Source organism: Paenibacillus sp. FSL M7-0420, assembly GCF_038002345.1.
Taxonomy (GTDB): domain Bacteria; phylum Bacillota; class Bacilli; order Paenibacillales; family Paenibacillaceae; genus Paenibacillus_AQ.
In genome coordinates, this window is the sequence record NZ_JBBOCJ010000001.1 from 2912499 (window position 1) to 2925052 (window position 12554).

General features: G+C 54.7%; 11 protein-coding genes. 10 read left to right on the top strand and 1 reads right to left on the bottom strand.

Annotated features, from left to right (window positions below):
- Positions 1-48 precede the first annotated feature (48 nt).
- From MKX51_RS12210 to MKX51_RS12225, 4 genes are all read left to right on the top strand, one after another.
- Positions 49-1338, top strand: a complete 1290-nt coding sequence (locus MKX51_RS12210; protein ID WP_340941377.1) for an MFS transporter — start codon at positions 49-51, stop codon at positions 1336-1338.
- A gap of 329 nt (positions 1339-1667) precedes the next feature.
- On the top strand, positions 1668-2264 hold the full coding sequence (locus MKX51_RS12215; protein ID WP_340941376.1) for a hypothetical protein: 597 nt from the start codon (positions 1668-1670) through the stop codon (positions 2262-2264).
- A gap of 264 nt (positions 2265-2528) precedes the next feature.
- Entirely contained in the window at positions 2529-3941 is a 1413-nt protein-coding gene (gene gndA / locus MKX51_RS12220) for an NADP-dependent phosphogluconate dehydrogenase (RefSeq protein WP_340992552.1), read from the top strand.
- A gap of 192 nt (positions 3942-4133) precedes the next feature.
- The gene (locus tag MKX51_RS12225) at positions 4134-4640 is read left to right on the top strand and encodes a shikimate kinase (protein WP_340941374.1); all 507 of its coding nucleotides are present in this window, start codon (positions 4134-4136) and stop codon (positions 4638-4640) included.
- A gap of 42 nt (positions 4641-4682) precedes the next feature.
- Here MKX51_RS12225 and MKX51_RS12230 read toward each other — a convergent pair whose 3' ends face one another.
- Positions 4683-4988, bottom strand: coding sequence for a rhodanese-like domain-containing protein (locus MKX51_RS12230; protein WP_340992553.1), 306 nt, complete (start codon positions 4986-4988; stop codon positions 4683-4685).
- Between the two features lie 126 nt (positions 4989-5114).
- Between MKX51_RS12230 and aroA the strand changes: the two genes are divergently transcribed.
- From aroA to ptsP, 6 genes are all read left to right on the top strand, one after another.
- Positions 5115-6407, top strand: a complete 1293-nt coding sequence (gene aroA / locus MKX51_RS12235) for a 3-phosphoshikimate 1-carboxyvinyltransferase (protein ID WP_340992554.1) — start codon at positions 5115-5117, stop codon at positions 6405-6407.
- Positions 6395-6961, top strand: coding sequence for a GNAT family N-acetyltransferase (locus tag MKX51_RS12240; protein WP_340992555.1), 567 nt, complete (start codon positions 6395-6397; stop codon positions 6959-6961). The genes aroA and MKX51_RS12240 overlap by 13 nt, the downstream gene beginning before the upstream one ends.
- A gap of 161 nt (positions 6962-7122) precedes the next feature.
- Complete coding sequence (locus tag MKX51_RS12245; protein ID WP_340992556.1) at positions 7123-7557, top strand: CoA-binding protein; 435 nt, start codon at positions 7123-7125, stop codon at positions 7555-7557.
- A gap of 189 nt (positions 7558-7746) precedes the next feature.
- Positions 7747-8415: a hypothetical protein gene (locus MKX51_RS12250; protein WP_340992557.1), complete on the top strand. Its 669-nt coding sequence runs from the start codon at positions 7747-7749 to the stop codon at positions 8413-8415.
- A 481-nt stretch (positions 8416-8896) separates the two neighbouring features.
- Positions 8897-10783: a glucose PTS transporter subunit IIA gene (locus MKX51_RS12255; protein WP_036729487.1), complete on the top strand. Its 1887-nt coding sequence runs from the start codon at positions 8897-8899 to the stop codon at positions 10781-10783.
- On the top strand, positions 10780-12546 hold the full coding sequence (gene ptsP / locus MKX51_RS12260) for a phosphoenolpyruvate--protein phosphotransferase (protein WP_340992558.1): 1767 nt from the start codon (positions 10780-10782) through the stop codon (positions 12544-12546). Before MKX51_RS12255 ends, ptsP begins: the two co-directional genes overlap by 4 nt.
- Positions 12547-12554: the final 8 nt, after the last annotated feature.

A 12554-nucleotide genomic window follows, 5' to 3' on the forward strand; every position in this document is an offset into this window, starting at 1 on the left:
AAGCATCAGTATAACAAATCAATCAACATAATACTAGGATGTGATGAAATGTCTGGCAAAGCAGCGGAACGTATGCATATCAGTTTAGCCTCACCGTTCATATTAAAAATGTGGATCATTATTTTCCTGGTCGAATTCGTCAAAGGATCGCTGCTGGTAGCTCTGCTGCCGGTCTATATGGAGAATATTCTGGGCCTCTCTGTAACGGTGGTCGGGTTCGCCTTCGCGCTGCAGTATCTCGGGGATAACCTGTTCCGCAGCCCGTTCGGCTGGGTCATGGAGCGGATCGGCTACCGCTGGACGATGACAGGAGCGCTGCTGCTGCTCTTGGTGGCAGTCGGGCTGATTATCTATGCCAAAGATGCCGTAAGCTTGTCCCTCGCCTGTCTGATTCTGGGGATCGGCACCTCGCCGCTGTGGCCTTGTACGATGACAGGCATCACCGAGCTGGCAGGCTCTACCCGGAGCGGCAGCAGCGGCGCAGCCATGGGGGCAGTGGAGATGGCCTCACTGGCCGGAACCGGCGTCGGTCCGATTATCGTCAACTTCATGATGGATCATGGCGGACAGGGTTACCGGACGGTCTTCCTGGTGCTGATGGGCTTCGCTGCTGCTGTAGTAGCCGTGGCGTTATTCCTGCCCTCGAAGATCGGCGGTCATGCGCCGCGCGTTGTCCGAGAGATATCGGCGGAGGGGCCACCGGTGACGCGTAAGCCGGTAAGGCCCCTGGAGAGTCTGAAGCGGACCTGGCAGCAAGTCACCTCCTCCCTGAAGGTAAGCCGCCTGCTGTTCCCGGCATTGTTCCTGCAGGCTTTTGCGATCGGGCTTATGACCCCGGTGGTCACCTTGTTCGCACGTTCGGAGCTGCATGTCACCCCCAACCAGTTCAGCCTGCTGCTGATTGCCGGGGGCGGGATTACCGTGCTAACCCTTATACCCGCCGGGAAGCTGGTCGATAAGGTCGGCACCTCCATCTTCCTTAATATCGGCTTCCTGCTGGCAGCCTGCTCCATGGCTTTCTTCTCACAGGTCCGCTGGCTGCCGCTGGCCTTCGTGGCAGTGGCGCTGGTCGGGATCAGCTATGCACTGATTCTTCCGGCATGGAACGCCTTCCTGGCCAAGCAGGTGCCGGAGGGCGAGCGCGGGACCGTCTGGGGACTCTTCCTGACGCTGCAGGGCTCAGGGATGGTTGCCGGTCCGGTGGTATCAGGCAAGCTGTGGGATACGGTCAGCCACGGTGCTCCTTTTCTGGCCAGCGCGGGAGTAATGGTTGTGTTATTCGGGCTGCATCTGCTGATCGTCCACCGGACGAAGCTGAAGCACGGCACGGCGCACTGAGTAGAGCGGGCACAGGGGGAGTAAGCCGGTGTGGAAATGCAATAAGCCGTAGACTGCCTGAAAAGGAGGCGGAATGCGGCTTTATTGCTGTTTTTGCGTATAAAAGGGCTGGTCCAACTCTCCTAAAACGGGTTCCAGCGTTTGGAAAAGGCCAAAAACGGGTAAAAATAGTCAATAAACCAAGTTACCGCTACATAATATGAAGTATAAAATAAGTGTAAGCCACACAAAGAATCAAGGTGAAAGCGGAGGTCCGGCAGTCTGTTCTACTCTTAGGTTAGGCCATGAAGCTGACTATTGCTTAAATCAAGCCGTTAGGGGGGAGTGCCGTGAACAAAAACGATGAAGTGGAGTACTGCAATCTGGAGCTGCGGTTCGACAGAGAGCATATCCAGGATCTAATCAAGGACCTGATCAAGGAAGGTTATTCCCTGTACTGGAGTGAGAACGAGAGTGTTTTTCTTATTTCGGTGCGCACCGGCCGCAAGCTTGTGAAGCTGCGCTTCCAGCGGATTAAGGACGGCTTCAAGCTGGTGGGAGACTACATGATCCGTGATGCGCGCCTGTCAGAATGGATGGAGAAGCTGATTGGGGATATGAGAGGTCATGCCGTTGTCAAGCGCTTCCGCGACCGTCAGATCATTATAGAGAATATTTTATTCGGTGAAGTCATCCGCCTGGTGGAGATTTCCGGTTATCAGCAGCGTGTGCTGTACCAGAAGGGGCCGCTGCTGTCGGATCAGGAGCTGACGAAGCTGTTCTACTCCATAGAGGGCGAAGAGCGGATCCGTGACCGCAGGCTTGCCGTGGATGAACAGCTCGACTTGCTGAATGAAGCTATGCGTGAGCGCGATACCGAAGCGGTGGCGGCCAGCACAGCGAGGCTTGAGCAGTTAACCAGGGAGCTGGCAGCGCTGGAGTGGTAGTACGCAGAGTGAATAATTGCGATTAAGGGCATCCCATAGCGGGGTGTCCTTTTATTGTGCCTTTCTGGAGGAGGGGGTTCACTTCTGCGGACAAAACCGTTAAAATAGTCATTGTGAGCAATTTCCCTGATGGATCGAAGTTTGTCAATGAAATTGATCTCTCTTTCGCAGGCAGAACTTTGCTGTCTCTGACAAAGGGTGGTATTCTTATACTGCGAGAAATGGATTTCACAAAAATACAGGGTGCAAAGGGTGGAGAACCAGATGTCAAAACAACAAATCGGCGTTATTGGCTTGGCGGTAATGGGCAAAAATTTGGCTCTTAACATCGAGAGCAAAGGCTTCAGCGTATCCGTGTTTAACCGTTCCCCGGAGAAGACACATGATCTGGTCGCAGAAGCAGCAGGCAAGAACCTGGTAGGCACGTTCTCCGTTGAAGAGTTCGTACAATCACTGGAAGTACCGCGCAAGATTCTGATCATGGTTCAGGCAGGCCAGGCTACGGATGCCACCATTGAGCAGCTTCTGCCGTACTTGGATCAAGGCGATATCATCATCGATGGCGGTAACGCTTATTTCCCTGACACGGTACGCCGCAGCAAATATCTTGAAGACAAAGGCTTCCGCTTCGTCGGCACCGGCGTGTCCGGCGGTGAAGAAGGCGCACTCAAGGGCCCTTCCATTATGCCAGGCGGTCAAGAAAGCGCGTATAAGCTGGTTGAACCTATCCTTACGGCGATTTCAGCCCACGTGGGCGGAGAGCCTTGCTGTACATATATCGGGCCGGACGGTGCAGGACACTATGTCAAAATGGTGCATAACGGCATCGAGTACGGTGACATGCAGCTGATTGGCGAAGCCTACCACCTGCTGAAGGACGTCCTGGGTCTGGATGCCAAGGAGCTGCACAGCACCTTCGCAGAATGGAACAATGGCGAGCTGGACAGCTATCTGATCGAGATTACGAAGGATATCTTCGCCCAGTATGACGAAGAGACCGGCAAGCCGATGGTGGACGTCATCCTTGATGCTGCCGGACAAAAGGGTACCGGCAAGTGGACAAGCCAAAGCTCGCTGGACCTCGGCGTTCCGCTGTCCATGATTACCGAATCTGTCTTCTCCCGCTTCCTGTCTGCTATGAAGGAAGAACGCGTTGAAGCCAGCAAGGTGCTGAGCGGCCCTGCTACGGCTCCATTCGACGGTGACAAGGCTGAATTCATCGAGAACGTGCGTAAAGCGTTGTTCGCCAGCAAGATCGTATCGTACGCCCAGGGCTTCGCCCAGCTGCGTGTGGCTTCTGACGAATACGGCTGGAATCTGAAATACGGCGAGCTGGCCAAGATCTGGCGCGGCGGCTGCATCATCCGTTCCCGGTTCCTGCAGAACATTACGGATGCATATGAGAATAATGCAGAACTGAAAAACCTCCTGCTTGATCCGTTCTTCAAGGATGTTATGGACAACTACCAGTCGGCATGGCGCAAGGTTATCGCGTCGGCTGTAACTCTGGGTATTCCGGTTCCGGGATTCTCAAGCGCCCTTGCATACTACGACAGCTACCGTACAGAACGTCTTCCGGCGAACCTGCTGCAAGCCCAGCGCGATTACTTCGGCGCTCACACCTTCAAACGTGTGGACAAAGAAGGCGTGTTCCACCACAACTGGCTGGCAGAGTAACAGGTAGCGTTCAGCTTAATGCTCAGGAACCCGAGATGCTCTCCGCTTCATGCGGAGAGCTTTCGGGTTTTTTGCATCTACGAGGCACAGCTACAGCAGGCACAGTCCGCCTGAAAATGAAGGCTGCCGGGCATTGTGCAAACTTTTCACCCTGTGTTATGATATGACAAATGTCGCGGCTTGGAGGTTGTTATGGACGATCGAAATATCATTCTCGTCGGGATGATGGCTACGGGGAAATCCACAGTAGGCGCCATTCTGGCCGAGGAGCTTGACTATGAACTGGTTGATCTGGATGCAGTAATTACGGGAAGAGAAGGCCGCAGTATTGCGGATATCTTCGCAGAAGGCGGAGAGCAGGCATTCCGGAGCATTGAATCAGCGGTACTTCAGGAAATGCTGCAGGGAGAGCGCAGAGTAATCTCTACAGGCGGAGGGGCGGTGCTTGCGCCGGGGAATGCCGAAGCCATGCTGGAGCATGGCTTCGTAGTGGCCCTTACAGCCTCGGAGGATACCATTATTGAACGGGTCAGCGGGGATGAGAACCGGCCGCTGCTCGCCGGCAATGCGGCAAACCGGGTCCGTTCCATTATGGAACAGCGCAGGGAAGCTTACCGTTTCGCGCATTGCACGGTCGATACAACGGAGCTGAATGTGGCTGAGGTCTCGCAATACATTTTACTGCGTCACCGCGCTTGAGCTTTTATGTGTGTTGGCGCTTAGCATCAGGATGATGTTCAATTACGCTTCGGTATCATCCCATTCGATCATGCCGCCGCTAAGATTAGAGCCCTGAATGCCGAATTGCTGCAGATATTCACAGACCCGCTGGCTGCGGTTGCCGGAACGGCAAATGAAGATGATCTCCGTATCTGACGGAAGCTTGTCCGTATGCTGCGGGATCTGGCCCATCGGGATATGCTGCGCACCGGGAATCATGCCGAAGGCAACCTCATCCTCTTCACGGACGTCGATCAGTACAAGCTCTTCGCCGGCAGCGAGCCGTTTACGCAGCTCCTGCGGTGTAATTTGCGGAATTTCATTCATGATAGTACCCTCTTTTCTGCCTGAATGGGAATGGACTTTCTTCACGCAATGATAACACAACTGCGGATTACCCTGTCAAACAGGACCGTACATACAGACTATATATGATGAAGGAGCGCTTATACTATGGACGTTATTGTTAGGCCTACGCCGACGCTGCAAGGAGAATTCGGAGCCCTTTCCTCCAAAAACTACACCACGCGCTACCTGCTGGTAGCCGCTCTCTCTGAAGGAGTCAGCACGATCTTCCATCCTGCCCACAGCGAGGACAGCGACGCGATCCGCAGATGTATCGCCGATCTAGGCGCAGTCCTGACCGAAGATGATGAGAAAATCGTAGTGCAGGGGTTCGGCCGCCATCCCCGTGACGTCAAGGAGCTGAATGTCGGGAATGCCGGCGCAGTCCTCCGGTTCCTGATGGCGGTGGCCGCGCTTAGCCCGGAGGTTACCTTCGTGAATACGTATCCTGATTCTCTGGGCAAGCGGCCGCATGACGACCTGATTCTGGCACTTGGCCAGCTCGGCGTGGAAGTAGAGCATAATAACGGGAGACTGCCGATTACGATCCGCGGCGGCAAGCCGCAGGGCGGACGGATTACCGTCTCCGGCGCCGTCAGCTCGCAGTATCTCAGCGCACTTTTATTCCTGACCCCGCTGCTTGAAGAAGACAGTGAAATCATCGTGCTGGATGATCTGAAATCCAAGGTGGTCATCGGGCAGACGCTGGAGGTGCTGGAGCAGGCAGGGATTATCGTACATGCGGCGGACGATTATATGTCCTTCAAGGTGCCAGGACGCCAGAGCTATGCTGCCAAGACCTATACGGTGCAAGGCGATTATCCGGGATCAGCCGCAGTGCTTGCGGCCGCAGCGGTGACGAAGTCGGATGTGACCATTCACCGGCTGGCTGAGAGAAGCAAGCAGGGGGAGCGGGCCATTGTTGATGTGCTGCGGATGATGGAGGTGCCGCTCACCCATGAGAACGGAACAGTGCATGTGCAGGGGAACGGTATCCTGAAGGCGGTGGAGTTCGACGGCGATGCGGCAACTGATGCGGTCCTGGCTATGGTGGCCGCGGCGGTTTTTGCCGAAGGGACCTCACGCTTCTATAATGTGGAGAATCTGCGCTACAAGGAATGCGACCGCATCACGGACTATCTGGCAGAGCTGACCCGGGCCGGTGCGAAGGTCGAGGAACGCCGGGACGAGATCATTGTGCATGGCACACCGGAAGGCGTGGAAGGCGGCGTAACGATTAATGCCCACTATGACCACCGTGTGATTATGGCCCTTACTGTAGTTGGTCTGCGGGCCCGCCAGCCACTGCTCATCAAGGATGCCCATCATGTAGCGAAGTCCTATCCGCAGTATTTCGATCATCTGCGCTTGCTGGGTGCGGATGTGGAATGGGTGAAGTGACGAGGACAGGCCACTTAAGCATAGCTCCGCTTACCCGGGACGATGTTATCTCAGTAACGAATCTTTACAGGCTTTCGATTACGGCTGCTTTTGAAGGTGAGGGACTGGGTCACTTGGACAGTGACATTCAGCAGGAGATCGAGTCCAAGATACGGATGATTAACGCTTCCCTGAGTCCGCAGAATGCAGATACGTATTTCTGGGTGGCCAAAATGGACGGGAAGGTCGCCGGCACCATCTCTTATGCACCTTGCGGGCCGGATATCCGGGTCTGTACAGGAAACAAGCTTGATGCTGTAGGTGAGCTGGGCAGTCTATATGTTCTGCCGGATTATCAGGGGCAAGGGATTGCTTCGGCCCTGATTGCGGAACTGATGATATTTCTCAGACAACAGGGGATTACCGAGTTCTGCCTGGATAGCGGCTATAGACGGGCGCAAACCAAGTGGCTGCAGAAGTTCGGAACGCCCTATGCAGCAGTGCAGGATTACTGGGGACCGGATTCCGTTCAAATGGTATGGTTATGCAGCGTGAGGGACCCAGAGGACTCATAGAGACAGAGATGAATTAACAGGGGACGCAAGCTGATGAGAATTTGGAACTTCTGGCGCAGCGCTGTATGATGTAGTTGTTGCTGAAAATGATAAAACTGTGACTTAAGCGGCAGTAATGCAGCGGAGGGCATGGACGAAATCAGAGGGAAGGGGAAAAAGACATGAGCTTTGAGAATCCAGGCAGGGATCAAATTGGAGACATTCTGGCTGCCGCAGGCAATATTGCCGTAGTTGGCCTATCCGACAAAACAGACCGCACCTCTTATATGGTAGCCGGTGCTATGCAGAGTCGGGGCTACCGGATTATTCCGGTGAATCCATCGGTAGATGGTGAGATCCTGGGCGAGAAATGCTACCATACGCTGGCGGAGATTCCTGAGCCGGTGGATATTGTGAATGTGTTCCGCCGCAGTGAATACTGCGCGGCTGTTGCGCAGGAGGCTGCTGATATCGGCGCACGCGTGCTCTGGCTGCAGCAGGGTATCATCAGTCAGGAGGCGGCGGACATCGCCGCTGCCCATGACATGATCGCGATCATGGACCGCTGCATCAAGGTGGAGGAAGCGATCACGATGAAGGGCCGGAGCCGGGGGTAAGACAGGACGGCTGCATCGGGAGCATATTCCTGGTGGACTGGAAGTCCAGGCCGGAAGCAGAAGTGTTTTTGCCACACTGGATTTCAACAAATATTATGGCTATAATTTGAACAAGACGAAGAACGTCCTTTACTCCATTTTAAATGGGGAAAGGGCGTTTTTTTTATTTTCAGGGAGGGGGAAGGAGATATGGAATTTGAGGTGGCGCACAGCAGCTTTATAGAGGCACATACGAATGTAAGAACGGGTGAACGCCGGGGGAGGCTGCTGCGCGGACATAACTTTGCGGAGAAGTTGTTTCTGCAGAATGTATGGTGGCCGCTATTCGAGTCACTGGAGCATCTGCACCCGGAATATGAGGTGTATGACTGGAACCGGAAGTCGCAGTTTCTGGATTTTGCCTTTATGCCACAGAATGGAACACGCTTCGGAATCGAATGTGACGGTTATCAGAGCCATATTAAGGATATGGACCGGGAGAAGTTCAACTATGCGCTTAACCGGGATACCTTCCTGACAGGGATGGGCTGGAAAATGCTGCACTTCTCGTTCGATGATATCCAGCAGCGTCCTGAAGTCTGCCGGATGCTGCTGCAGCTGGCGCTGGCACCTTATTTGGCGCGGAGCAGGAGTGGTGGGGAGCTACTGTCGGCGGAAATGGATGTATTAAGGCTGGCATGGCGGATTTCCAGGCCGCTTCGGCCTAAGGATGTCACAGATTATCTGCATGTTAATTACCGGACGGCGCACAAGCTGCTGGTTGTGTTGAGTGATAAAGGCTTCATTAAACCAGTGTCTTCAAAAGAACGGGTACGGTACTACGAGGTGAATTCCATGCGGCTAGATCAAATATGGTGAAGGAGGAGCGCTGGATGTAACATATGTAATCTTTGCGATAATCGGCATAAGTGTAGTTCGTACAACTAAAATGTGCTTGATAAAGTGTTTATTAAGTTTAACTGCACTTCGTACAATTAAAAATACGCATTAGTACGATTAGAGTTAAATTGGGCGAAAATAGTTGTACAGAATGCAGTTAGAGTGAAGTGTAAGGATGTATTGCCAAATATAGTTGTACAAACTACACTTATCCAGTCGCAGGAGTCGCAGGAGTCGCAGGAGTCGCAGGAGTCGCAGGAGTCGCAGGAGTCGCAGGAGTCGCAGGAGTCGCAGGAGTCGCAGGAGTCGCAGGAGTCGCAGGAGTCGCAGGAGTCGCAGGAGTCGCAGGAGTCGCAGGAGTCGCAGGAGTCGCAGGCCCCCCCGATCACACACCAGATTCTTTTGACAAAAACTGCTGTAACGCTTACCATTCAATATAGAAAGAAAGGAGAGGGTCGCCTTGAATTGGCTCGGATCTTTGCAGCAGTTGGGCAGAGCCATTATGCTTCCTACCATGGTGCTTCCGGCGGCAGCGATTCTGCTGAGTCTGGGCAGCTTACCGTGGTCTGCATGGGGACTTTCTTCGGTATCCGAAGTGACGACGTACGCGGGGCAAGGAATATTCTATTTCATGCCTTATTTGTTTGCTGTCGGTGTGGCGTGGGGGTTGTCCAATCAGGCCGGACCGGCCGGACTGGCCGCACTCGCAGGGATGTTCACTTATGACCGGATTGTGTCCAACATGGGAGACGGGGCTGTACAGCCTGCAACATTAATTGGGATTATCCTGGGGATTGTAGCCGGTGTAGCGCATAACCGGTTTAAGAATATCAAGCTGCCGGAGGCGATCCAGTTTTTTGGCGGGTCGCGTTTTGTTTTGCTGTTCATGGGCTTATTCTCGGCGCTGTTCGCCTGGGTCATGCTCGGAGTGTCCCCGCTCCTGCAGGAGCTGCTTAATGAACTGTTCAGGGTAGTGCAGGTGACCGGCGGCTATGGAGTGTTTGTTTACGGGGTGCTGTATAGGGTGCTCACGGCCTTTGGCCTGCACCATATTCTTAATAATGTGTTCTGGTTCCAATTGGGCTCCTTTACGACGCCTGACGGCAGTGCAGTCGTACAGGGGGATTTGCCGCGTTTTTTTGCCGGTGACCCTACAGCGGGTGTGTTCATGGCCGGACTGTTCCCGATTATGATGTTCGCCCTGCCCGCGATTGCCTTTGCAATCATTCAGGAAGCGCGCGAGGACCTCAAGCCCAAGATCAAGAAGACTTTTTTGCGTGCAGCTTTAGTCTGCTTTTTGACCGGTGTGTCGGAGCAGATCGAATTCGCCTTCCTGTTCGCGTCGCCGTATTTGTTTGCGCTGCATGTGGTCATGTCCGGGCTTGCGATGGTGCTGACCTACTCGCTCGGGATTCATCACGGCTTCTCCTATTCGGCGGGGACCATCGACTTCTTCCTCAACATGCATCTGTCCCAACGGGCCTGGCTGCTGATTCCAATCGGGATCGGCTATGGCATTGTCTATTATAACGTGTTCCGCTGGGCAATCCGCCGGTTCCAGATTCCTACGCCGGGCCGTGAGGAAGGCTCTGAGCTGGGCGACTGGGCGGGCAATATCCCGTATCAGGCCCCGCTGATTCTGGAGGCGCTGGGCGGCAAGGAGAACATTGTGCAGGTGCAGGCCTGTATCACCCGGCTGAGATTAACGGTGCATAACGACCGCTTCATAGATACAGGGGCGCTTAAGGGGCTGGGCTCCGCAGGCATTATCAAGCTGGGCGGCGGCAATGTGCAGGTCGTCTTCGGGACGTATTCGGAGCTGATCCGCGAGGAGATTGACAAGCTGATGCTGCGCGATCTGCCGCAGGTGCTGTTCAGTGCGCCGATCCAGGGGCGGATGATGCCGATTGAAGAGGTGCCGGATCATATTTTTGCCGCGAAGCTGGTGGGGGATGGAGTGGCCTTTGTCCCGGAAAAGGGAGAGCTGGTCTCGCCCGTATTCGGCAAGGTGATGCACGTATACCCTACGATGCACGCAGTGGGTATTGCTACGCCCGAAGGGCTTGAGGTGCTCATGCATATCGGGATCGACACTTCGCAGCTTAAAGGGCCGTTTGAGGCGCTTGTACAGGAAGGGGACAGCGTGGAGCCGGGGCAGCTGCTGGTCAAGTTTGATCTGGCCTTCTTGAAGGAGCATGCCGCTTCGCTGGCGACACCGATGGTGATTACCAACCCGGACCGGGTCAAATCCTGGAGCTACGCGCCATTCAAAAACGTGAAAAAGGGGCAGTCTTCCGTCATGTCCGTGGTACTACATGAAAGCAATGTTGGAGGGATCGAAGCATGATACAAGGCGTAGGCGCCGCAGCAGGTGTTGCCATTGGGAAGGCCTTTGTCTTGCCGAACTGGGAATGGAGTCTGCCGGACACTCAGGTGAATCCGGTGGATCTGGCTAAGGAGTTCGAACGGTTGTACGAAGGCATTCGGACCTCCAAGGATGAAATCGAGTTTATCAAAAAAGAATTCCGCGAGGTCGTCGGACCGGAGGAATCGAGCATTTTCGATGCCCATCTGGCGATCCTGGATGATCCGGTGTTCATGAGCGAAATCCGCGGCATTATCGAACGCCAATACAAGGCAGCCGAGGTGGCGGTCAAGGAAGCGATCGACCACTTCGTGGCGATGTTCGATTTGCTCGACGATGAATATATGAAAGAACGTGCGGTGGATATCAAGGATGTCGGCAACCGCCTGCTGAAGCATCTCCTGGGTGCGCCGGAGGTTACTCTGCCGTCGGATACCCAGCCGTACATTCTGGTGGCGAAGGAGCTGTCCCCCTCACAGCTGGCGCATTTGAATCCGGCCTATGTGCTGGGCATCGTGACGATGATGGGCGGCAAAACCTCGCATTCCTCCATCATGGCCCGTGCGCTCGGCATTCCGCTGGTGGCAGGCCTGGAGAACAAAATCCTGACTCCTATCCAGACAGGGGACATGCTGGTGCTCGATGGGGAGACCGGGGCGGTCATGATTCATCCAGATGAATCTACGCTGCTGGACTTCAACACCAGACGTGCGAAGCAGCAGCGGAAGCGGGAGCAATTGGAGCTGCTGGCAACCGTCGAAGCGGTGACGAAGGACGGTGTGTCTCTGCGGCTGGCCGGCAATATCAGTTCCGTGAAGGAGCTGAACATGGCACTGAAATACGGGGCCGAGGGAGTGGGACTGTTCCGTACAGAGTTTCTGTACATGGACCGTAGTACATTTCCGACAGAGGATGAACAGTTCGAAGTCTATAAGCTGGTTGCGGAAAAAGTCGGCAAGGAGACCGTAGTCATCCGTACGCTTGATATCGGGGGAGACAAGCATCTGGATTACTTCCAGCTGCCGGAGGAGCAGAACCCGTTCCTCGGCTACCGCGCCATCCGGATCAGCCTGGACCGCAAGGACATGTTCAAAACCCAGATTACAGCCATTCTGCGGGCCAGTCATTACGGCAATGTCCGGATGATGTTCCCGATGATCTCTTCTGTCGAAGAGGTGCAGGCGGCCAAAGCGGTGCTGAACGAGGTGAAGAGCGAGCTCGACAGCCGGAGGGTACCGTATGACCGCCACATGAAGGTAGGTATAATGATCGAGGTTCCGGCCGCAGTGATGATTGCCGACCTGCTGGCGGAGGAAGTGGACTTCTTCAGTATCGGCACGAATGATCTGGTGCAGTATGTACTGGCTGTAGACCGGATGAACGAGCAGATTGCCCATATGTATCATCCGTACCATCCGGGAGTGCTGCGTATGATCCGCATGACGGTGGATGCGGCACGCAGCGTAGGTATCGATGTCAGTGTATGCGGCGAGATGGCCGCAGACGAGCGCTCACTGCCGCTCTGGCTGGAGCTGGGGATCAATGTGCTGAGCATGTCACCGCAAGCCTTGCTGAAGGTGAAGCACCGCACACTGAACACACTAGCTTCTGAAGCCAGGGAGATTGCGAAGGTCTGCTTCCGCAACCGCACCAGCTCCGAGACAGAGGAGCAGCTTACTGCTTTTATCGGACGGAGCGGATTCCCGCTGGGCGCCGGCGGTGATTCCAAAGAGAAGACATCATAGCCGAGTAA

What these genes read in the sequence shown, in the direction of transcription:
- MKX51_RS12210 (WP_340941377.1), top strand. Translation starts at nt 49, where the DNA reads ATGTCTGGCAAAGCAGCGGAACGTATGCATATCAGTTTAGCCTCACCG.
- gndA (WP_340992552.1), top strand. Translation starts at nt 2,529, where the DNA reads ATGTCAAAACAACAAATCGGCGTTATTGGCTTGGCGGTAATGGGCAAA.
- MKX51_RS12225 (WP_340941374.1), top strand. Translation starts at nt 4,134, where the DNA reads ATGGACGATCGAAATATCATTCTCGTCGGGATGATGGCTACGGGGAAA.
- MKX51_RS12230 (WP_340992553.1), bottom strand. Translation starts at nt 4,988, where the DNA reads ATGAATGAAATTCCGCAAATTACACCGCAGGAGCTGCGTAAACGGCTC.
- aroA (WP_340992554.1), top strand. Translation starts at nt 5,115, where the DNA reads ATGGACGTTATTGTTAGGCCTACGCCGACGCTGCAAGGAGAATTCGGA.
- MKX51_RS12240 (WP_340992555.1), top strand. Translation starts at nt 6,395, where the DNA reads ATGGGTGAAGTGACGAGGACAGGCCACTTAAGCATAGCTCCGCTTACC.
- MKX51_RS12245 (WP_340992556.1), top strand. Translation starts at nt 7,123, where the DNA reads ATGAGCTTTGAGAATCCAGGCAGGGATCAAATTGGAGACATTCTGGCT.
- MKX51_RS12250 (WP_340992557.1), top strand. Translation starts at nt 7,747, where the DNA reads ATGGAATTTGAGGTGGCGCACAGCAGCTTTATAGAGGCACATACGAAT.
- ptsP (WP_340992558.1), top strand. Translation starts at nt 10,780, where the DNA reads ATGATACAAGGCGTAGGCGCCGCAGCAGGTGTTGCCATTGGGAAGGCC.